This window comes from Mixta intestinalis (genome assembly GCF_009914055.1).
Taxonomy (GTDB): domain Bacteria; phylum Pseudomonadota; class Gammaproteobacteria; order Enterobacterales; family Enterobacteriaceae; genus Mixta; species Mixta intestinalis.
The window spans coordinates 2,951,746-2,974,513 of sequence record NZ_CP028271.1 but is presented as its reverse complement, the minus strand read 5'-3'; the positions used below and the strand labels follow the sequence as shown (position 1 = coordinate 2,974,513).

Genomic DNA, 22,768 nt, shown 5'->3' with positions numbered 1-22,768 from the left:
TCGGCATGTTTTCATGCAAAGCCGGTATACTTAGGCGGAAGCCACAATGAGGTCGTTATGCTGGTAATTTTACGTACCCTGATAGTGATTATTTATTCCATTCTGGTGTGTGTATTTGGTTGTATCTGGTGTCTGTTTTCTCCGCGTAACCCGCGTCATGTCGCCACCTTCGGCCACATGTTCGGTGCGCTGGCACCGCTATTTGGCGTGAAGGTTGAGGTGCGTAAGCCGAAGGAAGCGGCAAACTATGGCAATGCTATCTATATTGCTAACCATCAGAACAACTTCGATATGATCACCGCATCGAATATCGTTCAGCCGACCACGGTTACCGTGGGCAAAAAAAGCCTGCTGTGGATTCCTTTTTTTGGCCAGCTTTACTGGCTGACAGGCAACCTGCTGATCGATCGTGACAACCGCGCCAAAGCGCACAGTACCATCGCGAAGGTAGTGGAAGAGTTTAAGAGAAAACGTATCTCTTTCTGGATGTTCCCGGAAGGAACGCGCAGCCGTGGACGTGGGCTGCTGCCGTTTAAAACCGGGGCGTTTCATGCGGCAATGGCGGCGGGCGTGCCGATTATTCCGATCGTCGTCTCCAGCACGCACGATAAAATTAAGCTCAACCGCTGGAAAAATGGATTGGTGATTGTGGAAATGCTGCCGCCGATCGATGTGGCTGATTTCGAGAAAGAGTCGGTGCGCAAGCTGGCAACGCACTGTCGTGAGCTGATGCAGGCTAAACTGATTGAACTGGATGCCGAAGTGGCTGAACGGGAAGCCAGCGGTAAATTATAATTCATTCGGGCCGCAGCCGCGGCCCCACAGCAATCCCTGAACAACAATAAAAACGGACTGCGTCAGCCTTTTGCCGCGCACCGCAATGGAGTCGTTATGTCTTTCAGTCGACGTCAATTTATACAGGCATCGGGTATCGCCCTGTGTGCGGGCGCGTTGCCCATCAGCGCCCGCGCGGCGACAGGCAGTGAAACGCCGTTACCGATACCGCCGTTGCTGGAATCGCGTCGCGGTCAGCCGCTGTTTCTGACAATCCAGCGCAGCCACTGGTCATTCTCCGGCGACGGTAATAAGGTGCCGGTGTGGGGCGTTAACGGTCTCTATCTGGGGCCAACGGTACGGGTCTGGAGCGGCGACGATGCCAAACTTATCTACAATAACCGCCTGAATGAACCGGTAGCGATGAGCGTCGGCGGCCTGCTGGTACCCGGCGCACTGAGCGGTGGTGCTCCGCGTCTGATGTCGTCTGGCGTTGACTGGGCACCGGTTCTGCCGATCCGTCAACGCGCCGCTACTTGCTGGTATCACGCCACTACGCCTGGTCATATGGCGCAGCATGTCTATAACGGTCTGGCGGGGATGTGGCTGATTGAGGATGAGCTTAGCCAGTCATTGCCGATTCCAAAACATTACGGCGTTGATGATTTCCCGTTGATTATTCAGGATAAGCGCCTCGATAACTTTGGTACGCCGATCTATAACCCGCCGGAAAACGGTGGGCTAGTAGGCGATACGCTACTGGTTAACGGTGTGCAAAATCCCTTTATTGAAGTCTCGCGTGGCTGGGTGCGTTTACGGTTGCTCAACGCCTCCAACTGCCGTCGCTACGAAATGGTGCTGAGCGACAGTCGCCCGTTCCACGTTATCGCCAGCGACCAGGGCTTCCTGCCCGCACCGGTGGCCGTACAACAGCTCTCTCTGGCTCCCGGTGAGCGCCGTGAAGTGCTGCTGGATATGTCGCAGGGTGAAGAGGTTTCCATTACTGCGGGCGTGGCGGCAGGTATTATGGATCGCCTGCGCGGTCTGTTTGAACCGTCCAGTATTTTAACCTCAACGCTGATCCTGACGCTGCGCCCAACCGGCCTGCTGCCGCTGGTGACCGACAACCTGCCGATGCGCCTGTTAGCCGATCAAATCATCGACGGCACGCCGATACGCACGCGCGAACTGCGTCTGGGCGATGCGCAGCCGGGCATTAATGGCGCGCTGTGGGATCTCTCTCGTATCGACATCCAGGCGCAGCAGGGCACATATGAGCGCTGGATCGTGCATGCCGATACGCCGCAGGCGTTCCACATTCAGGGCGTTGCCTTCCTGATAAAAAGCGTTAACGGCGCGCAGCCGTTTGGCGAAGATCGCGGCTGGAAAGATACCGTCTGGATCGATGGTGAAGTAGAGTTGCTGGTGGCTTTCACGCAATCTTCCTCGGAACATTTCCCGTTCGTCTACCACAGCCAGACGCTGGAAATGGCGGATCGTGGTACCGCCGGACAGCTACAGGTGTTGCCAGCGCAGGGCGGCTAACGCCGCCTGACATAGCAATGTACATACATTTTGATACCGTTAAATCAGATACTGAACCAGTCCCCGTGTGCTATGGGTAAAATTCATGCAACATTCCTTCTTTACCCAGCGTGAAGACTAAAAAGTCACTTTCCCTGAATTTATTTTCTTTAATGAGTTTTGCTTTTAAATTTTCAAATTTCTCTTTATCAATGAAGAAAAGTGCGCTCATATAGTCTGAATCAATAACCTTTGCCTGCTCAGACAGAGCGATAACCTTTTTATAACAATTCTCATCTCTGTTTCCTAACCTCTCTTTTAACATACACTGGGTAAGTAAGTGGGTGCGGGTTAAATTTTTTTGATTCAGTACCTCAAGGTTATTTAATCCTTCCTGATAATGTTTTTCAGCAATAAGCTGGTTGATATAGATTTTCCTGATGTCATTATTGTCAGGGTTTTTGACAAGAAGGTTTTTTAATTGATTAAGAATATTATTTTTCTCCGCTTGATCTGACAGCACCATTTTTCGGCTAAGCTCAGCGGCTTGCTGAGTGCTTTCATTTTTTTGCAGCTTGTCATCTGCCACCCGCTCAGCGAAAGAAAAAGCGGACAGGCTTAAGAGAAAAAGAGTTGTTATGGTTAATAAGCCGATTAATTTTTTCATGGTCATCTTTTAAATTGATTTAATAAGATTTTTCGTTTTATTTTTTTGAGGGAAGAGACTATTACTCCGCTGTAAGCGGTATCTAAAACATAACCCGCCTCTGTATCTATGGCTGGACGAACGTTTCCTTTGTACGGTATGGTGAAATCAGAACTGCCAATTAATATTGCATCCTGGCTGAGGACAAAAGACTTTCCTTTTGCATCCAGAACGTATTTTTTATGGTCGATATTATTTATTACCGTACACCAAGGCACAATTTTTCCTGATCCATACGCTTTAGCCGCATTACATAACATATGTGCCGACACAGATAATTTTTTACCTTCTTTCACATCATCCTCGGCTATATTGAGTGACAATGTAAAAGATGCATGCATGGAGCCGACCCCTTCGGCACGTAAATCTGCAAGTTGAGTAAAGCGAAATGTTTTTGTTGGCATTGTTTACCCTCAGATAGTCCATTAAGTTTTAATCCTGCCTATTATTTAATCAGTTGTCAAAGTCGCATTTTGTATTAGTTGTGAATGTATTTTTAACTTATCAGGAAGGGAGTTGGATTAGGCGTCTTTTTGAAATCTGTCAAACTTTACCGCTAAAGCCGGGCATTAAAACTGCTGCCCGGCCGTTAATCTTAGTTCAGCTCATCCGGGTGTGGCCCCAGACGATTACCGCTATCAAGTTTCGCAATCTCGCTAATTTCTGTCTTCTCCAGACGGAAATCAAACACGTGGAAATTCTCCTCAATGCGCGACGGCGTAACCGACTTCGGAATCACCACCAGACCACTATCCAGATGCCAGCGGATCACCACCTGCGCAGGTGTCTTACCATATTTCTTCGCCAGTTGTTTGATCACATCCTGATCGAACACGCCTTTGCCGCCCTGCGCCAGCGGGCTCCACGACTCGGTCTGAATCTGGTGCATTGCATTCCAGGCATGCAGTTCGCGCTGTTGCAGCATCGGATGCAGTTCCACCTGATTAACTACCGGCGTCACGCCCGTTTCATCAATCAGCCGCTTCAGATGCGTTTCCTGGAAATTACATACCCCAATACTTTTCGTCAGACCCTGCTGCTGTAGCTCAATCATTCCCTTCCAGGCTTCGACGTAATGACCTTTACCGGGGCACGGCCAGTGCATCAAATAAAGATCCACCGACTCCAGCTGCAACTTCTGCAAACTGCTCTCCATTGCCTGCTGCCAGTTCAGCTGATCTTCATTCCACAGCTTGGTGGTTACGAAAATCTCCTCGCGCGGCACGTCGGTCTGCTGCAAAGCCTGACCGATACCTTCCTCATTTTTATAAATGGCGGCGGTATCAATAGAGCGGTAGCCAACTTCCAACGCCTTCAGCGCCGCGTTGCGGGCTTCCTCAATAGTGGCCTGCCACACGCCCAGACCCAGCTGAGGCATCATATTGCCGTCGCGTAGCTTAATAATCGGTTGGTCTGCCATAACGTCTCCTTAATGGGGTAATTAGACCTGATAACGCTTAAGTCTAGTCGAGATATCCTCGCGCGGCTGAGCCGCAACCCATTGTGGTCAACGGTTGCCGGTGCCTCAATGCTTAATTCTGCGGGAATCTTGCCTGATTCTGCTGACGACTGGAGAATTGCATCAGTAACGGGCACACTGCCATAATCACAAGACAGAGAGTGAAAACAATGGAGCGGGAAGCGATCTGCGCCATGCTGGCGCAAAAAGTCATACAGCTGCGTAAGGCAGGGCGAGCCGCGCTGCCGGAACTGCCGGACGTTCAGCTGCTCTACGCCGATAACCCCTGCGGGCGAACGCCGGTCATGTATCGCCCCGGCATCATCGTCCTGTTTCAGGGCAAAAAAGTGGGCTATATCGGCACCACTACCTTTAATTACGACGCCAGTAAATATCTGATGCTCACCATTCCGCTACCGTTTGAATGTGAAACCTTTGCCACGCCGGAAAGCCCGCTGGCGGGAATGATGCTGCACGTAGATATGCTGAAATTGCAGGATCTGTTGATCGAACTTAACGATGATGACAGCTTCCAGCCGAAGCCGCTCAACCAGGGCATCCACTCTGCCTTTCTTTCTGAAGCGCTGCTCTGCGCTACCGAACGGCTGCTTGACGTGATGCAAAGCAATCGCGATGCGCGCGTGCTTGGTCCGCAGATCGTGCGGGAGATTCTTTATTATGTGCTTATGGGACCATGCGGCGGCGCGCTGCTGTCGCTGGTCAGCCGACATACCCAGTTCAGTCAGATTGCGCGGGCGCTACGGCGCATCGAAACCAGCTACACCGATAACCTGAGCGTGGAGCTGCTGGCGGCGGAGGTCAACATGAGCGTCTCGGCGTTTCATCACAACTTTAAGGCGGTGACCAGCACTTCGCCGCTGCAATATCTGAAAAGCTATCGTCTGCACCAGGCACGTACCATGATGTTGCAGGAAGGGCTGAAGGCCAGTGCGGCGGCAATGCGGGTCGGCTATGAAAGCGCTTCGCAGTTCTCACGCGAGTTCAAACGTTATTTTGGCGTAACGCCGGGGGAAGAGATGACGCGTATGCGGCTGGCAGGATAACCATCCCGCCGCCGCACCGGATTCAGGCACGCTGGCGCTGGCGGCGCTTTTTCCAGATCAGTGCGATACTGCCCGCGAGGCCGAGGAACAGCAGGGCAACCGGCAGGATAATCAGGATGGCCATCACCTGATCTTCGTGACGCTTGATAAAAGGCACCTGACTGATGCCGTAGCCGAAAGCGACAACGATCGTTACCCACAGCAGGCCACTCAGCCAGTTAAACAGCTGAAAGCGTCCGTTTTGCAGACCGGAAATACCCGCCATCGTCGGCAGCAGTGTGCGAACGAAGGCCAGGAAACGGCCTACCAGCAGCGCCATCAGGCCGTGGCGGTTAAACAGATGCCAGGCGCGCTGGTGGTACTGCGCGGGCAGGTGCATCAGCCAGCTCTTAACCAGCTTAGTGTTGCCGAGCCAACGCCCCTGCAAATAGCTTAGCCAGCAGCCCAGGCTGGCGGCGGTGGTCAGAATCACCATGGTGGGAATAAAATCCATCACGCCTTTGGCGATCATCGCGCCGGCCAGCAGCAGCAGGCTGTCGCCTGGCAGGAAAGAAGCAGGCAGCAGACCGTTTTCCAGAAACAGCGTTGTAAACATAATGCCGTAAACGATCCAAACTACGTCTGGATTGGCCAGCGCGGCAAAATCCTGATGCCAGAGCGCCTGGACAATCTCATGTATCACACCCATCTGCTTCCTCGTTGACTGTGGTAATCATTCTAAGTGTAACCGCAAACGGCCGTCTCACCCCGCCGCACCGGGCAGGGGGAAGCGCTCCGTTAAGCTTCTGTTTAAGATTAGCGTGCTTAGCGCCGCCTATGCCTGCGCGATACGTGCAAATCCAGCGGCCAGATCGGCAATCAGATCGTCGATGTGTTCCAGGCCAATATGCAGGCGTACCAGCGTACCGCTAAAATCAACGCCGTTCACCGGGCGGATTGCCGCCAGCTCTTCCGGCTGATTCGCCAGAATCAGCGACTCAAAGCCGCCCCAGGAGTAGGCCATGCTGAAATGGTGAAAGCCGTCGAGAAAGTGTGCCAGTTTTTTGTCGTTTAGTTTTTGTCCCAGCACAAAGGAAAACAGTCCGCTGCTGCCGCTGAAATCGCGCCGCCACGCCTCATGGCCCGGCGATTGCGCCAGCGCCGGATGATTTACGCGTGCCACTTCCGGACGTTGCGCCAGCCAGTGAGCGACCGCCAGCGCGCTCTCTTCATGCTGACGCAAACGCAGAGCCAGCGTACGCAGGCCGCGGCTGGTAACGTAGGCGGTGTCGGCATCCACCATCTGCCCCATCAGATAGGAGTTCTCGCGCAGGCGATCCCAGCAGCGCGCATTGCTGACGGCGGTGCCGATCATCGCGTCCGAATGGCCTACCAGGTATTTTGTTCCTGCCTGAATAGAAATATCCACGCCGTGATCGAGTGGACGAAACAGTACGCCTGCCGCCCAGGTATTATCCAGCATGATAATAGCTTCCGGCGCTTTGCTGCGTACCGCCTGCACGATCGCCGGGACATCCTGCACCTCCATGGTGATGGAGGCGGGAGATTCAAGAAACACCACTTTGGTATTAGGCTGCACCAGATCGGCGATCTGCGCGCCGATGCGATGATCGAAATAGCGCGTGCTTACGTTAAGCTTGCTGAGGATCTTATTGCAGAAATCCTGCGTCGGTTCATAGACCGAACCGGCCATCAGCACCTCATCGCCCGCCTCAACAAACGCCAGAATCGCGTTGGAAACCGCCGCCGCGCCGCACGGATAGAGCGCACAGCCTGCGCCGCCTTCCAGCTCGCACATCGCATCCTGCAATGAAAAGTGGGTCAGGGTGCCGCGACGCCCATAAAAAAGCTCGCCCTGTGCCCGTCCGGCGGTGGCGCGTTTTTTATCGGCGACGGTATCAAACACCAGTGAAGAGGCACGCTGAATAACGCTATTCACGGAGCCCTGTGTATAACGTTTTTTTCTTCCCGCGCCAACGAGGGTGGTTTCAATATTTTTTTTCGACATGCTGCCAGCGGTCCTGCCTGAGCCATAGTGAGCCTCTACGTTACCACGTTTAGCCTGCCGGGGTTGAGCGTGATTTGTCACTATCAGACAGTGGCCGCATCAGCAGCAAGACGGCGGAGAGGCATTGCGTTCCCGCCGTCTGGTCGATCACATTACGCCCATCAGATGCGGCAGCCAGAGCGAGATGGCCGGAATGTAGGTAATCAGCATCAGCACCACGAATAACAGGCAATAAAATGGCAGCATCGCCTTCACCACCTGCTCGATTTTCTGCTTGCCCACCGCGCTGGCGACAAACAGCACCGAGCCTACCGGCGGCGTGATCAGGCCGATGCCGAGGTTAATCATCATAATCATACCGAAGTGAACCGGATCGACGCCGAGCGCGTTAGTCACCGGCAGCAGCACTGGCGTCAGAATCAGGATAATCGGTGCCATATCCATCAGCGTACCGATGGCCAGCAGCAGAATGTTAATGCACATCAGAATGACATATTTGTTATCCGATACGCTGGTAAAGAACCCGGTAATCAGCTGCGGCAGCTGCATAAATGTCATCACCGCGCCAAAGCCGGAGGCAAAGGCGATCAGCACCATCACAATGGTGACGGTTTTGATAGTACGGAACAGCAGGATATGTAACTGATTCCACTTAAATTCACGGTAGATAAACATGGTGACGAAAAAGGCCCACAGGCAGGCGATAGCCGCTGACTCCGAGGCGGTAAAGATGCCGGAAAGGATGCCACCGAGAATAATCACCACGGTAAACAATCCCCAAAACGCATCGACGAAAATCTTCAGCGCCTGATGAAAAGGGATGCGCTCGCCGCGTGGGTAACCGCGTTTGCGCGCAAAGCCGAGGCACATAATCATCAGGCAAAGCCCCAGCAGCAGGCCGGGTAAAATGCCGGCAACGAACAGCGATGAGATGGTGACCACACCGCCGGTTGCCAGCGAATAGATCACCGAGTTATGGCTGGGCGGCGTCAGCACCGCCTGCACCGATCCGCTGGCGGTAACGGCGGCGGCGAAATCGCGCGGATAGCCTTTTTCCTCCATTTGCGGAATCATTACCGAGCCGATCGAGGCGGTATCCGCTACCGACGATCCGGAAATAGCGCCGAAAAAGGTAGAAGCGACGATATTTACCAGCGACAGGCCGCCACGGATAAAGCCGACAAAGATATAGGCGAAGTTAACCAGCCGCCGGGCGATGCCGCCTTCAGCCATAATTGCGCCCGCCAGAATAAAAAAGGGGATGGTCAGCAAAGAGAATTTATTAACGCCGTTGGTAATCTGTATCACCACCGCTTCCAGCGGCAGATCGATCCACCAGGCACCGATAAAGGCGCTCAGGCCCACGGCAAAGGCCACCGGAAAGCCGATCAGCAACAGAACTATCATACTGCCAACTAAGATCAGTGCGTCCATCATCAACTCCGAATCAGTGAGTACCACCGAGGCTGACCAGCGGGCGTCCGGACTGATCGCCGCACAGCAGACGCTCAATCACAAACAGAATGGTTAACAGTGCGCCGATTGGGATAGGCAGATACATCTGACCAAAAGTCACCATCGGCAGTGAAGCCTGCGGCTGAAGCCACATCGCTTCGCACAGCGCATAGCTGGACTGAAAAATGACCAGGCAGGCCGCCAGCATCAGCAAATCGCAGATTAGCGCGGCGATCTGCTGTCCGCGTGGCGGCAGGCGATCGGTGACCATTGAGACGCAGATATGGGTACCGGCGCGAAAGCCGACTGGTGCACCGATAAAGGTAAAAATAATCATACAGACGATGGCAACCGGCTCTGGCCAGTAGAGCGCATCGTTAAGCACGTAACGTGCGAAAATTCCCACCGGGATCACCGCAACCATCAGCATCAACGCAACTGCGGCGATCGTCATGCACAGCAGATAGACCGCATCCATCAGACGTGAATAGGCAGACATAGTTTTTTACCTGATTAGCAGCGCCGCGAGAGGTTACGGCGCGAGAAAAGGTTATTTCACCGCAGCGATTTGCTGCATCAGCTCCTGATAATCCTTGCCATACCGATCGCGCACCGGCTGGGTCGCTTTAACGAAATAATCGCGATCGATCTGCTGGAAGACCACGCCGCCCGCCTTCATTTTCTCCAGCGACTGCTGGTTATATTCTGCCCACAGCTTGCGTTCATCCTCCTGTGCCTCTTTGCCCAGTTTGCTCAACAGGGTGCGATCTTCAGCGGAAAGTTTGTCCCAGGAGCGTTTCGAAAACAGAATCATCTCTGGCTGGATAAAGTGCCCGGTCAGGGTGTAATACTTCGCAACCGGCATATAGTTATGGGCGACGAAAGTCGGTGGGTTATTTTCGGTGCCGTCGACCACGCCGGTTTGCATCGCGCTGAACACCTCGCTGACACCCATCGCTACCGGGTTCGCGCCCATCGCCTTCAGCGTTGACAGAGAAATCGCGCTGTTCTGCACGCGAATTTTCATGCCCTTAAGATCTGCGGGCTTAGTGACCGGCTCTTTGGTAATCATGTTGCGCACGCCCGCATCGGTCCAGCCAAGGAACACCATGCGGGTATTGGGATCGTCATCGAACTTACGGGTAATTGATTTGCCGATATCGCCATCCAGCACGCTGTGCATATGCGCCTCATCACGGAAAATATAGGGAAGCGTCAGCACGCTGGTTTCCGGGGCGAGAGTAGAAACCGGAGCCAGCGATACGCGAATCATATCTACCGCGCCGATCTGCACCTGCTGGAGCGTCTGCTCCTCATCGCCCAGCGTACCGCCCGCGTAGACGCGCATTTCCAGGCGTCCGTCGGTGGCCTGCTTCAGCTTTTCACCCATATGCTCAAGCGCAACGACGGTGGGATAACCCGCCGGCTGAACTTCCGCCACTTTTAGCACCTTGGCCGAGGCGGCGGTGGCAGCTAACAGCGCGGTGGATGCCAGCGCCATCGCCAGCAACAGTTTTTTTGCTCTCATCATTGTTCTCCTGCGCTTAAAGGGAGCCCCGTGCCTGGCTGGAAGAAGGGGGAGGGTAGAGGTCTGGTGCCAGCAGGGCAGATTCACTATAGATAAATTGCGCAGGCGGAAAATTGGCAGGCGTGAATTGAATGAATTGCATCACATATTTAAAACGACGTTTTAATAAATTTATATCCAACATCACAGTTTAAAAACTAAGCATTTACATCGCGCTCACATGATAACGGGCAAAAAAAGTAAGTGATGAAATCTTTGTAAATAGTAATGATAACCACTATCAATTCACTTCTGTTTTGGTATGATCTAACCTGTTTCTATGAATTTCCTACAGGTTGGAGATATAGCGTGGTGACCAGTGAGTTGATGCAGACGGATCTTTCCATCTGGGGCATGTTTGAACATGCGGACATCGTGGTAAAAGCGGTAATGATCGGGCTTCTTCTGGCGTCCGTCGTCACCTGGGCCATCTTCTTCGGCAAGTTTACCGAGCTCTCTTCAGCGCGCCGCCGCCTGAAACGCGAACAGCAGGCGCTGGCGGAGGCGCGTTCGCTGCGTCAGGCCGCTGAAATGAGCGAAAACTTTGACGCACGCAGCATGACGACGCTGCTGGTGCAGGAAGCACAGAACGAACGGGAGCTGTCTGCCGGAACTGAAGATAACGAAGGCATTAAAGAGCGTACCGGCTTCCGCCTGGAACGTCGTGTCGCAGCCATCGGTCGTCACGCCGGACGTGGTAACGGCTTCCTCGCGACTATCGGTTCCGTTGCTCCCTTTATCGGTCTGTTCGGTACGGTTTGGGGTATTATGAACAGCTTTATCGGCATCGCTAAAACGCAAACCACTAACCTGGCCGTTGTTGCGCCCGGTATCGCAGAAGCATTGCTGGCAACGGCGATTGGCCTGGTTGCGGCTATTCCGGCGGTGGTCATTTACAACATCTTTGCGCGCATGATTGCCAGCTACAAAGCCAGCCTGGGCGATGTTGCTGCCCAGGTGCTGCTGCTGCAAAGCCGCGATCTCGATCTGGCACGCGGTAACGCGCAGCCGGTAGCGACGGCACATAAACTGCGGGTAGGTTAAGCGTTATGGCAATGCGGTTAAATGACGATCTGGACAGTAACGGTGAGATGCATGAAATCAACGTAACGCCGTTTATCGACGTTATGCTGGTACTGTTAATTATTTTCATGGTGGCCGCGCCGCTGGCAACGGTGGATGTCAGAGTGGATCTGCCTGCCTCAACCAGCGCGCCGCAGCCGCGTCCGGAAAAGCCGGTTTATCTCTCGATTAAAGAAGATAAGCAGATGTATATCGGCAACGAGGCGGTCTCCAAAGAGAACCTTATCGACGTGCTGAACGCGCAGACCGAAGGCAAAAAGGATACAACCATCTTCTTCCAGGCGGATAAAGCGGTAGATTATGAAACGCTGATGAGCGCGATGGATGCGCTGCGCGGAGCGGGTTATCTCAAAATTGGTCTGATGGGGATGGAAACCGTGCAGAAATAAGCATTGTTTTCGTGCCAGTAAAAAACCGGAGCCTGCGCTCCGGTTTTTTTTATGTCTGAGCGAATAGCGACTGACTTAACCCAGATGTTCCCCGCCGGTAACACCATGCACTTCCGCCGTCACGTAGCTGGATTCCTGCGAGGCCAGGTAGACGTAAACGCCCGCCAGCTCCGCCGGTTGACCGGCACGCTTCATCGGCGTCTGTTTACCAAACTCCGGCAGTTTCTCCTGCGGCTGACCGCCTGCTACCTGCAACGCGGTCCAGATCGGGCCTGGCGCTACGCTGTTTACGCGAATGCCTTTCTCTGCCACCTGCTTCGCCAGCGCACGGGTATAGGCGAGAATCGCCGCTTTGGTTGAAGCGTAATCCAGCAGATGCGGGCTTGGCTGATAGGCCTGAATAGAAGAGGTGGTAATAATTGATGCCCCTTCCGGCAGCAGCGGAATCGCCGCCTGTGTGATCCAGAACAGCGAAAACACATTGGTTTCGTACGTCTTGCGGAACTGTTCGGTGGTTAGCTCCGCAATGGCTTCTACCGCTACCTGCTTACCGGCTACCAGCGCCAGAATATCCAGCCCGCCCAGCTCTTCGTGTGCCTGTGCCACCAGCTGCTTACAGAAAGCTTCTTCGCTGATATCGCCCGGAATCAGCACCACTTTACGGCCCGCTTTACGAATATATTCCGCTACCTGCTCTGCATCACGCTGCTCCGCAGGCAGATAGTTGATCGCCACATCAGCGCCTTCGCGAGCGTAGGCAATGGCGGCGGCGCGGCCAATACCGGAATCAGCGCCGGTGACCAGTGCTTTACGGCCTTCCAGACGCTGGCTGCCGCGGTAGCTCTGTTCACCGCAGTCCGGCACCGGCTGCATATCCTGCTGAATGCCGGGAGCGGGCTGACGCTGTTTCGGGTATTCACCGGTGTAATACTGGGTGAGAGGATTTTGCATTTTATTCTGATCTGCCATGTTTCCTCCTGATTCATGAGTAAAAGTCACCATTAAGGCTAGGAGAAACGGCAGGAATGTCGAGGCGCATCCGTAGAATTAAGGTTCAAGCCACTGTAATACAAGAGTAATTCAGACAAGGCAAAATACGACTAAATATGAGCAAATATGTATATTGCTTGTAAAAGTGCGCTTTGACAGCCAAAAATGTTCCTTTTTGGATTCTGTTAAATAATGGTTACTAAATTGATAATTTCGTAAAGTTGAATGGTGAGGTAAGTCACATTATCACCCGCCCGATCGGGCTAAAAGGAGGAAAACTACAAGGAAGCCACTATGCAATCATCTGCCTCTTTACAAAAGCGCTCCCGCAGCGGTGCCAAAACCATCTTTAGCGTGACCAGCGGTAATTTTCTTGAAATGTACGATTTCATGGTATTTGGCTACTATGCCAGCGCTATCGCTAAAACCTTCTTTCCTGGCGACGATCCTTTTGCTTCGCTAATGCTGACGCTGATGACCTTCGGCGCAGGTTTTCTGATGCGCCCGCTGGGAGCGATCGTGCTGGGTGCTTATATCGATCATCACGGACGGCGCAAAGGTCTGTTGCTGACGCTGGGGCTGATGGCGATCGGTACTCTGACCATTGCCTGCGTGCCCGGCTATACGACGCTGGGTGCTGCCGCGCCGGTACTGATTCTGCTGGGACGTTTGCTCCAGGGTTTTTCCGCCGGCGTGGAGCTGGGCGGCGTTTCGGTTTACCTTTCAGAAGTTGCACCGCAAGGGCGCAAGGGCTTTTATGTCAGCTGGCAGTCCGGCAGCCAGCAGATCGCGGTGATCTTTGCCGCTCTGCTGGGCCTGTTGCTTAATCATCTACTGGCACCGCAGCAGGTGACCGAATGGGGCTGGCGTATTCCGTTCGTGATCGGCTGCCTGATTGTGCCGTTTCTGTTCTGGATCCGTCGCATGCTGGAAGAGACTGAGGCATTCAGCCAGCGTAAGCATCATCCCACCATGCGAACCATTATGCGTTCGGTTGTCAGCAACTGGGCGCTGGTGCTGGCGGGAATGCTGATGGTGGTCACCACCACGGTGATGTTTTATATGATTACCGCTTTTACGCCGACGTTTGGTAAAACCGTGCTGATGATGAGCGATAAACAGAGCTTTTTGGTTACCTTCTGCATCGGGCTATCTAATCTGATCTGGCTGCCGATTATGGGCGCACTTTCCGATCGCGTTGGGCGTCGTCCATTGCTTATTATCTTTACCATACTGATGATCCTCACCGCGTGGCCGGTGCTGCACTGGCTGGTGGGCTCACCTTCGTTTGCGCATCTGCTGGAGGCGGAGCTGTGGCTCTCATTCCTTTACGCCAGCTATAACGGCGCGATGGTGGTTTATCTTGCGGAAGTGATGCCAGCGGAAGTACGCGCCAGCGGTTTCTCACTGGCCTACAGTCTGGCAACCGCGCTGTTTGGCGGCTTTACGCCCGCCATTTCCAGCTACCTGATTCACGCTACCGGTGATAAAGCAATGCCCGGTGTCTGGCTGACGCTGGCCGCCATCTGTGGCCTGATTGGTACGCTGATTATTCGTCGCCTGCTGAAACAGTATCAGACACGGCGCGAGCCCGTTACCGTCGCAGCCCTGTAATTAAAACGATAAATCCACCACCACGCTGTCGGTATAGTTGCCTGCCGACGGCGTGTTTTGCGTGGTCAGGATACGCGCCGTATAGGGAAATGTGCGCGTCAGGCCATCGCTACTGACCGCCGTCGCGTTACTACTTGCCTGGCGCTCGGTGCCCACAGGCCCCCAGCGATTGCTGGAACTCCCCTTATAAATTTCATAGCTCAATCGGTTCGCGCCGTTCGCCATATTACGCACGCCGCCGTTGGCGTAATTGCCGTTACTTAACCCGACGGTATAGGTGCTGCCTTTGGTGCAAACCACATTAATCGACTGCGAAACGCTGGAAAAGCCGCTGACCAGCGGCGCGCTACCAAAACTGACGTTGGGCGCGGTAATGGTGGTGCAGTCGTTGGTGATGGTCAGGCTAAGGGTGATGGGAATGGTACCGGAGCCGTTTTGATCCTGACCGGCCAGGCAGATGCCGAGTGCCGCAACGCCGGTACAGATGCGATAGGTCACCGCAAGGTTGAGCGTCAGCGTGTAGTTACCGGCGGCGACCACCTGACCGGGTAGCGTACGCAGATACAGCGGAATGGAAAAGTTCAGCCCGCCGAGCAGACCAATCAGGTTCAGCAGCTGTGAGGAGCTATAGGTAATGGGCGTTGCGCCGATGGTCATTTCCGTGGCGCAGTTGGCCGCTGTGCAGAGCTGTACCGGGATGGCATCACCGCCGGTAGCGCCCGCGCGGATAAGCGCGCCACGGTTGCCTGAAACGGCAGAGGCGCTGGCCAGCTGTAAGGTGATGTTGTTGCTCGACAGCAGCGTCAGCGTGCTGCCGGAACCGCAGTTAACGTTGGCGGTCGTCGAGCTGGTGCTGGCGGTGGTGTTAACCGTAAACGAGGTGACGGTGCCGAAGCTGGCGCTGGAGGCGGGCAGGGCGCAGGCCGCGCGCAGCATACCGCTATAGCTCGCCAGCAGCAGGATAAAAAATAGCAGCGTTAGTCTCATGGCAAAATTCCTGCGGTGGAGTTAGCGGAGACGCTGTCCGGCGCGCCATGCATCGCCTGCGGCAGTACGCAGACGATCGGGCCATACACTTTCAGCGCTTCCGGGCGTCCCTGACTAAGGGAAAGATGCGTCATACAGCGGCGACCGTCCGGCGTCAGCACCTGCATTTCGTTTTCGCTTTTTAAGTCATCGAGCCAGGCGATGCCGTCCCAGCCGACATATTGCACGGGCTGTCCGGCACGTATCACCTGGCTGGAGACGGGCAGCGGATTTCCCTGCGCATCATGCAAAATAACGCTGGCGGCACGCAGCGGTTCTACCGGGAAATCGAGCAGATAGCCGCTCTGACGTTTCACGGCAAAGCGCTGCTCAACCTGTGACGCGGTCATATCAGGCGGTAAATCGAGCGCATCGATATCATATTTCGCCGGATAGTAAGAGCTGATACGCGGAACCAGCAGATAGCCCGCCCGATCGGTACGCCCCATCGCCTGATTCTCATAGCGCACGGTAACGTTCGGATAGCCGGTTTTTACCAGCACAAAGGCATCGTTGACTTCATTTGCGGCAAGCAGCTGATGATCCATCAGCACCAGCGAACCCGCGAGATCCGCCCACTCGGTGCTGTTATCGCTGTCGCCATAGAAACCGACGGAGGTGTCAATTTTCTGATTGCGCCAGCGCAGGCTGCCCTGGCGGTAGTCGCCGCCGCTGCTCTGGTTAGCCCAGGAGGCATCCCAGGCAAAGCCACCGTCGCTGGGCATCGAGCGGGACAGATAAACGCGCTGCGCATCGTGACCCTGCGCGTCACGTTCCAGGTTCAGGCTGGCGCTACCGTGTTCGCCGAAAGGAATAATCAGCGATATGGCACCGCTCCATTCACCGCTGCCGACGTCACGCGTTGCGGCAACGTACAGGCTGCTGTTGCCCCACGTATTCTTACTCCAGGAGAGATTCCAGAGCCGGGTGCGATCGCCGCTGCCGCTGGTGATATCGATAAAGGCCGCGCCCAGGTTGCCGAAATGGTTGAGGGAGACGCTGGCGTTATACTGCGCGCTGCGACGGCTGAGCGACCAGGTGATGTCGTTAACGTCGCTGCTGCGAATGGTGTAAAGCGCCAGATCGGCAAAACCGGCGCTGCGGATAACGTGCTGGGTGCCAAGACTAAACCAGCTATTGTTGTACTGATAGCCCCAGCTGTATTGTTGACCGCTGTCGTTTTTCATGCGGCTTTGCGCCAGCGCGCCATTTACCACACCGAATGCGCCCAGCTTAACCTGCGCACCGCCGCCGCCCAGCGCCAGCCGATCGGCACCTTCGGCATGGGTTTCCAGCGTCAGCCAGTCGGTAGCGCCGTAGCGCCAGGAACCGCTGGCGGCACCGGTGCCGTAATCGAAATTCTTAAGGCCGTAGTTATTGCGCAGCGCCCCGGCAGAAAAGGCGTAATCGGAGAGGCCTGGCTTCAGCAGATCGCTGGAGACGTAAAACGGCAGGGCGGTAGTGACGCGGCGGCCTACCGCATCGGTGGTCACCACTACCGCATCCCCCGCGCCGTTAACGAACGGCATATTGGTCATTGACCAGGGGCCGGGCTGTACCTGATTGCTGCTGGTTTGATAACCGTTAACGAACAGATCGACGGTAGAGGGCACCGCCGCCTGGCCGGCAAAGCTGGGCAGCGGCCAGGTAACAATATCGGGACGAACGCTAAAATCGCGTGCCAGCTGGATACCGCCAAGGCGCACGCTGCTGCTCCAGCTCAGTGCATCGGTAACCAGATCGCCAACGCGCCAGCTCAGGATGCGATCTTCATCCTCGTAGCTCCACCAGGTGTCGTAGCGAATATAGCCATCGTTAAGCGTATTGCTGTTGCCGCTGAGCTGTTCCTGCCAGACGCCGTTGGAGGAGAATTGTCCCGCCGCACCAAACAGTCGTAGCTCATTCCAGGCGGAGAGTCGGCTCCCCGCCTGGCTGTTATGGCTGCTGTAGACATCGTAGTTAAGCAGGGCACCGGTACTGCTGCGCCCCGGATAGCGCGGCGTGTTATCGCGTCCGGCAAAGGTTTGTTCAGGCAGCCAGGCGCTGGGAACGGTCAGCAATATGCGCTGGCGCTGGCTGTCATAGCGCACGTCGACCTGCGGCATGGCGGAAACATCTACTTCCGGGCCGCTGAGCTTTTCTGCCGGGATCCCCGCCTGCTGTAGATCGGCAGCGCGTAGCCAGTAGTGACCGTGGCGAAAGGTGACCGGTACGATCTGCTGGCTCTCCCGCTGGTTAACGCTCAGCCCCAGCATATACTGCTGGCTTTCGTCCTGAGTCGTTGCCAGCGTAGGTGGCGGCGGCAGCGAAGAAAAGGTTTCAGCCTCGCTATCGGGCGCGGTCAGGCCGCCGCACAGCCCGACGATAGCCAGCGAACAGCGGCGAAGCACAGACCAGGGAAGCGGGCGCATGGCTTAGCGTGTGCTGCTGGCGCTACGCCAGGAACGATTGTTGACGTCTGCCGCCAGTACCGCGCCGGAAGAGACGGAGGCGTTAAGCGGCCAGCGATGGCTGCTGTTAGCCAGCACGTAGCCAAACAGCCCGCTGCTCAGTTCGCGCCCGTTTAGCGTTGCTTTACTGAGGCGCGCGTGAACCGCGCCGTGGTTGACGATCTCCAACCAGCGCTGACCGTCTTCGCTTACCGTATGCCAGCTAAGCTGTGGCTGAGCATCTGCCGTCAGTCCATCGCCATAAACAAACAGCGGCACTGAATAACGCATCTGAAAACGCAGGCCCGCCTGGTTCTCGCCCGGCTGCTGCGGCGTTGGGATCTCATCCAGTACCACCCGATAGGCGGCCTCCTGTCCGGCAGCGGGCGCGCTTTGCTTAATCAGGCGCACCAGCTGTTTCTGGCCCGGTTCGATGCGTACTATCGGTGGGCTGGCAACCACCTGTTGCTGCGTCTGATACTGTTCTCGTCCCGAAATTTGCTGCCAGGCGAAAATGCGCACCTGCATCAGCGTGGTACTGTTGCCGTGATTCTCCAGCCAGAGTTCGCTGGCTTTATCCTCACTGATAATTTTCGGATCGATGGGCCAGATCATCACCGAATTGGCGGCGTAAGCAGGAAGCGTTAACGCGGTGAAAAACGCCAGAATAAGCGTATTAAGGCGAGTCATACCCGATGTCCTTATTATGTATTACCAGCCCAGCGTCACCGTCAGGGTATCGTTGTAAACACCGGCGCGCTGGGCGCCGCTAAGCTGTAAGAGGCCATAAATCGGCAAAATAATGTTGTTGGCGTTGCTGTAACTCAGCGCTACGTTCTGGCTCACCGGAATTTCACTGGCGGCGCTGTAGTTGGCATTGGTAAACAGCCGGTAGGCTACCGTGTTGCTTCCATTAGCCAGCTTCAGGTTGCGCGTGGTGGTGTAGTTACTGCCGCCATTAATGCTCATGTTTAGCGTGGTGCCTGGCGTACAGGCAATGGTGATAGCGCTGCTCTGTACATAGCTGGCACCGACGCTGGCCGTCTCCACGCCAGAGCGGGTGCCAAAGTTAAGCGAGCCGAAGACGCCGGTATTGCTGCCGGAGATCACGCAGCCCGCCACAACCGCAGCGCTGACCTGAAAGGTTTGCGTCGGCAGCGCCAGCGCGCTGTGACCGATTAACAGCAGCAGCGGGACGTAACGCCTCAGCGTGCGCAGCCTTTGTTCCGGCACCTGGCTTTCCCTGCGCGCGACGTTAGTAGTTCACCGCAACGCTAATAGTGTCGGTATAGGTGCCCGCCGGGATCGTGGCGTTAAAGCCGCCGCCGGTGATGCGTCCGAAAATTTGATAGTTGTCGCCCAGCGTGGGATTGGCGGTGCCGGTTGCAGGCAGGTTGGTGTTGTTAGCGATAGCGTTGGTAAAGCCAGCGTCGCTGTAGAGGGTGTAGGCGATGCCTCGGGTATTGTCGGCACCGAGTAGCAGGTAACGTGGCTGGCCGGTAACCTCGCCGTAAACCGTCGCTGGTGCGGCGTTGCTGCTGGTAACCTGAACGTTATAAGCCTGACCGGTCGTGCAGCGTACGTAGATACCGGTGCCCGCCGCACCTACCAGCGTTGCATTCAGGGTGTCAAAGGTGGCAGCGCTGCTACCAAAGTTCAACGTACCAAAGTTAACGCCCGTCGTGCCGGGCTGACCGTTAACCAGGCAGCCGGTGGTTAACGTCAGGGTGGCGTTAATCGTGCCGGTAGTGGTGGCGGCGAAAGACGGCGCAGCGAGTAGCGGAAGCGCGCAACTGGCAGCAACCAACAAAAATCTTTTTTTCATAAATATTCCTTACTGATAGCGATGGCGTATAAGCGTTATCACCTGGTGTTCAGTAAAGAGCGTTACCCAAAAGTCACGATGAAAAAGTTAAGAAAAACGTAAAAAAAGGCGCATCTACAGCCTGCGCAGATTTGATTTTAGTGCATCTGTGTTACCTTTCTTTACTATATAACAGCCGTTAGCAAAGCGGTAAATACAAAGTTAAAAATTTATCTAAAAGTATCTTCCTCATCATATCACTCCAGCAGTATCGCCTTTCTCAGCAATGATGAAGCAAACGGCAACGATCGTGGTTGTAACAAGACGCTGAAATCAGAGACAATGCTATTCTCTTTTTTGACCGCCTGAAAATGCATTTTTATGCAGTTTATTCTGGCGCTGTTATCTGACGAAAACGGGCGTGCTGGCGTCAAAATTTTTAATCTTTTCAGCATTAAATAGCGTCATAAAATTGCGGTAGCGCAAAAAGCGAACGGCAGAAAAAAATAAAAATAAAATTTATGTTTTGGCGGCGAGGCAGCGCATTAAATTTGCGAAGCACAGAAACGGGAATCAGTTTTGTTGCTCGAGGCAATCGCTTTTATTCATCAAGGCGACGATAAGCATTGCGGTCGGTTTGCCGATAATTTAGCCGTTAAAGGCCATCTTCACCTTGCACTTTTATTCTTTTAATTTCAGCGCGTTGATGCAGGCGCTAATTGGCAGGAATCTTTATGCTGGCAACTTCCTACGATACGATCATGGTCATTGTGTCCATCATCGTGGCTTTTTTGGCCTCCTACACCGCGTTAGATATGGCCGGACGCGTTGTCACCAGCACCGGCAAAGCCGCGCTCGTCTGGCTGGGCGGCGGCGGTTTCTCGATGGGTATCGGTATCTGGGCGATGCACTTTATCGGCATGCTTGCGATGAATATGCCGATGATGATGAGCTACAGCGGTATGCTTACACTGCTATCCATGCTGATCGCTATTGCAGCTTCAATATTTGCGTTATGGATCGTTTGCTTTGATGAGCTGCACTGGCTGCGGCTGGGCTACGGGGCTCTGGTGCTCGGTAGCGGCGTGGTGGCGATGCACTATACCGGTATGGCGGCGCTGATGTTCAGTCCGGGCATTGTCTGGGACTGGCGCTGGATCGCACTTTCGATTGTGATTGCGCTGCTGGCGTCAGGCACCGCGCTGTGGCTGGCTTTTCAGCTACGTCAGGGGCCGGGCAGGTTGACGCTGTTACGTGCGGGCGCGGCGGTGGTGATGGGATTCGCTATCGCCGGTATGCACTACACCGGCATGGCCGCCGCCAGCTTTCCGGCGGCGGGGCACGCGATGGCACACGGCGTGGACAGCAACTGGCTGGCGATTCTGGTAGCGGTGGTCACGCTGTCGATTCTTGGTATCACTCTGTTGGTATCGATGCTGGATGCGCGTTTACAGGCGCGTACCTCAATGCTGGCTTCGTCGCTGGCGGAGGCTAACCGCGAACTGGCGCAGCTGGCGCTGCATGATAACCTGACGCGCCTGCCGAACCGTATTCTGCTGGAAGATCGTCTCGATCAGGCGATCAGCAAAGCCACGCGGGAAAACTCGCGATTTGCACTGATGTTCATGGATCTGGACGGCTTCAAGGCGGTTAATGACGCTTTTGGGCATCATATTGGCGATAGCCTGCTGGTGGCGGTGACGGAACGCATGACCGCCAGTATGACCGGGCATTATACGCTGGCGCGACTGGGCGGCGACGAGTTTGTGCTGCTCACCGAGATTGACGATCCTAACGACGCGGCAACTATTGCGGATGCGCTGGTTAAGCAGATTGAAAAACCCTTCACCCTTTCACGCTACGAGCTGATGGTGTCGCTTAGCATCGGTATTGCGGTCTATCCCGGCGACGGTGTCGATGAGCGTGAGCTGATGTTTAACGCCGATGCGGCGATGTATCACACCAAAAACAACGGACGTAACGGCTATAACTTTTTCCAGCGCTCGATGAACACCATGGCGCAAAGCCAGCTGCAACTGGTGAACGATCTCTGGCTGGCGCTGGAGCGTGATGAGCTGCGGCTGTTCTATCAGCCAAAGTATACCGCGCCGAGCGGCCCGATTGTTGGCCTGGAGGCGCTGCTGCGCTGGCAGCATCCTCAGCGCGGCCTGCTACCGCCCGATATTTTCCTGCCGCTGGCGGAAAAAAGCGGCCTGATTATTCATGTCGGTAACTGGGTGATCAATGAAGCGTGCCGCCAGCTGCGCTGCTGGCACCAGCAGGGGCACGAAAACTGGTCGGTGGCGGTTAATCTGTCAGCGTTGCAGTTTGAGCAGAGTAGCCTGGTGGATACGGTGATTACCGCGCTGGAGAAACACCAGATACCGCCGCGCTTTTTGACGCTGGAGGTGACCGAAACCACGGCGATGCGCAATCCCGATGAAAGCGTGCGTATCCTGACCGCGTTAACCGATCTTGGCGTGCGCGCCTCGATCGATGACTTCGGCACCGGTTACTCCAGCCTGCTTTACCTGAAGCGTTTGCCCGCCAGCGAACTGAAGATCGATCGTGCCTTTGTGAACGAACTGCGTGAAAACAGCGGTGATGCCACCATCGTTTCAGCGATTGTCGCGCTGGCGAAATCGCTTAATCTGAAGGTGGTGGCTGAAGGAGTAGAAACGCCGGAGCAGCAAAACTTCCTCACTAACCTCGGCTGTAACAGCCTTCAGGGTTATCTGTTGGGCAGACCGATCCCGCCAGAGCGTATTGATGAGCTGAAAGAGTTTATTCAGACCGAGACGCATCAGCCGGTTGCCTGACCTGACGTCCCGCCGCCGGAAGAAACCGGGCGGGGCCGTATCCCTCCTCTGGCCGAC

Annotated in this window: 21 protein-coding genes; 7 read left to right on the top strand and 14 right to left on the bottom strand. The window is 55.0% G+C overall.

From position 1 onward, the window contains the following. The first annotated feature begins 57 nt into the window (after positions 1-57). Both C7M51_RS13715 and ftsP read left to right on the top strand, forming a co-directional pair. Positions 58-795 (top strand): 1-acylglycerol-3-phosphate O-acyltransferase, encoded by a 738-nt coding sequence (locus C7M51_RS13715; protein WP_160622303.1) that lies wholly within the window; start codon positions 58-60, stop codon positions 793-795. A 96-nt stretch (positions 796-891) separates the two neighbouring features. Then, complete coding sequence (gene ftsP / locus C7M51_RS13710; protein ID WP_160622302.1) at positions 892-2,319, top strand: cell division protein FtsP; 1,428 nt, start codon at positions 892-894, stop codon at positions 2,317-2,319. A 70-nt stretch (positions 2,320-2,389) separates the two neighbouring features. On the opposite strand, the gene C7M51_RS13705 is transcribed toward ftsP, so the two are convergent. From C7M51_RS13705 to dkgA, 3 genes are all read right to left on the bottom strand, one after another. Next, on the bottom strand, positions 2,390-2,965 hold the full coding sequence (locus tag C7M51_RS13705) for a hypothetical protein (protein WP_160622301.1): 576 nt from the start codon (positions 2,963-2,965) through the stop codon (positions 2,390-2,392). A 2-nt stretch (positions 2,966-2,967) separates the two neighbouring features. Beyond that, the gene (locus C7M51_RS13700) at positions 2,968-3,408 is read right to left on the bottom strand and encodes a hypothetical protein (RefSeq protein ID WP_160622300.1); all 441 of its coding nucleotides are present in this window, start codon (positions 3,406-3,408) and stop codon (positions 2,968-2,970) included. Between the two features lie 191 nt (positions 3,409-3,599). Then, the gene (gene dkgA, locus C7M51_RS13695; RefSeq protein WP_160622299.1) at positions 3,600-4,424 is read right to left on the bottom strand and encodes a 2,5-didehydrogluconate reductase DkgA; all 825 of its coding nucleotides are present in this window, start codon (positions 4,422-4,424) and stop codon (positions 3,600-3,602) included. A 209-nt stretch (positions 4,425-4,633) separates the two neighbouring features. On the opposite strand from dkgA, the gene C7M51_RS13690 reads away from it, so the two are divergent. Next, the gene (locus C7M51_RS13690; RefSeq protein WP_160623657.1) at positions 4,634-5,527 is read left to right on the top strand and encodes an AraC family transcriptional regulator; all 894 of its coding nucleotides are present in this window, start codon (positions 4,634-4,636) and stop codon (positions 5,525-5,527) included. A gap of 22 nt (positions 5,528-5,549) precedes the next feature. On the opposite strand, the gene C7M51_RS13685 is transcribed toward C7M51_RS13690, so the two are convergent. The 5 genes from C7M51_RS13685 to C7M51_RS13665 all read right to left on the bottom strand — a co-directional run bounded on the left by C7M51_RS13685 (position 5,550) and on the right by C7M51_RS13665 (position 10,518). Beyond that, positions 5,550-6,215: a DedA family protein gene (locus C7M51_RS13685; RefSeq protein ID WP_141177713.1), complete on the bottom strand. Its 666-nt coding sequence runs from the start codon at positions 6,213-6,215 to the stop codon at positions 5,550-5,552. Positions 6,216-6,341: 126 nt separating this feature from the next. Continuing rightward, positions 6,342-7,535: a cystathionine beta-lyase gene (gene metC, locus C7M51_RS13680; RefSeq protein WP_160622298.1), complete on the bottom strand. Its 1,194-nt coding sequence runs from the start codon at positions 7,533-7,535 to the stop codon at positions 6,342-6,344. 147 nt (positions 7,536-7,682) lie between these two features. Further along, entirely contained in the window at positions 7,683-8,969 is a 1,287-nt protein-coding gene (locus tag C7M51_RS13675) for a TRAP transporter large permease (RefSeq protein WP_160623656.1), read from the bottom strand. A 13-nt stretch (positions 8,970-8,982) separates the two neighbouring features. Continuing rightward, on the bottom strand, positions 8,983-9,489 hold the full coding sequence (locus tag C7M51_RS13670) for a TRAP transporter small permease (protein ID WP_160622297.1): 507 nt from the start codon (positions 9,487-9,489) through the stop codon (positions 8,983-8,985). Positions 9,490-9,540: 51 nt separating this feature from the next. Continuing rightward, positions 9,541-10,518, bottom strand: coding sequence for a TRAP transporter substrate-binding protein (locus tag C7M51_RS13665; protein ID WP_160623655.1), 978 nt, complete (start codon positions 10,516-10,518; stop codon positions 9,541-9,543). A 351-nt stretch (positions 10,519-10,869) separates the two neighbouring features. Here C7M51_RS13665 and exbB point away from each other — a divergent pair, with 351 nt between their 5' ends. Beyond that, complete coding sequence (gene exbB, locus C7M51_RS13660) at positions 10,870-11,601, top strand: tol-pal system-associated acyl-CoA thioesterase (protein WP_167522388.1); 732 nt, start codon at positions 10,870-10,872, stop codon at positions 11,599-11,601. Between the two features lie 5 nt (positions 11,602-11,606). Next, positions 11,607-12,029, top strand: a complete 423-nt coding sequence (exbD, locus tag C7M51_RS13655) for a TonB system transport protein ExbD (protein ID WP_160622296.1) — start codon at positions 11,607-11,609, stop codon at positions 12,027-12,029. A gap of 75 nt (positions 12,030-12,104) precedes the next feature. On the opposite strand, the gene C7M51_RS13650 is transcribed toward exbD, so the two are convergent. Then, entirely contained in the window at positions 12,105-12,998 is an 894-nt protein-coding gene (locus C7M51_RS13650) for an SDR family oxidoreductase (protein ID WP_160622295.1), read from the bottom strand. A gap of 315 nt (positions 12,999-13,313) precedes the next feature. On the opposite strand from C7M51_RS13650, the gene tcuC reads away from it, so the two are divergent. Further along, entirely contained in the window at positions 13,314-14,633 is a 1,320-nt protein-coding gene (gene tcuC, locus C7M51_RS13645; protein ID WP_160622294.1) for an MFS transporter, read from the top strand. Here tcuC and C7M51_RS13640 read toward each other — a convergent pair whose 3' ends face one another. The 5 genes from C7M51_RS13640 to C7M51_RS13620 are packed head-to-tail and all read right to left on the bottom strand — an operon-like array spanning position 14,634 to position 19,913. Further along, complete coding sequence (locus tag C7M51_RS13640; RefSeq protein WP_160622293.1) at positions 14,634-15,620, bottom strand: Csu type fimbrial protein; 987 nt, start codon at positions 15,618-15,620, stop codon at positions 14,634-14,636. Beyond that, positions 15,617-18,070, bottom strand: coding sequence for a fimbria/pilus outer membrane usher protein (locus C7M51_RS13635; protein WP_160622292.1), 2,454 nt, complete (start codon positions 18,068-18,070; stop codon positions 15,617-15,619). Before C7M51_RS13635 ends, C7M51_RS13640 begins: the two co-directional genes overlap by 4 nt. A 3-nt stretch (positions 18,071-18,073) precedes the next feature. After that, a complete protein-coding gene (locus C7M51_RS13630; protein ID WP_160622291.1) occupies positions 18,074-18,778 on the bottom strand; it encodes a fimbrial biogenesis chaperone in 705 nt (234 codons plus the stop codon). 21 nt (positions 18,779-18,799) lie between these two features. Beyond that, complete coding sequence (locus C7M51_RS13625; RefSeq protein WP_425281015.1) at positions 18,800-19,297, bottom strand: Csu type fimbrial protein; 498 nt, start codon at positions 19,295-19,297, stop codon at positions 18,800-18,802. A 46-nt stretch (positions 19,298-19,343) separates the two neighbouring features. Then, positions 19,344-19,913, bottom strand: coding sequence for a Csu type fimbrial protein (locus tag C7M51_RS13620; protein WP_160622290.1), 570 nt, complete (start codon positions 19,911-19,913; stop codon positions 19,344-19,346). A gap of 713 nt (positions 19,914-20,626) precedes the next feature. Here C7M51_RS13620 and C7M51_RS13615 point away from each other — a divergent pair. After that, a complete protein-coding gene (locus C7M51_RS13615; RefSeq protein WP_160622289.1) occupies positions 20,627-22,711 on the top strand; it encodes a putative bifunctional diguanylate cyclase/phosphodiesterase in 2,085 nt (694 codons plus the stop codon). Positions 22,712-22,768: the final 57 nt, after the last annotated feature.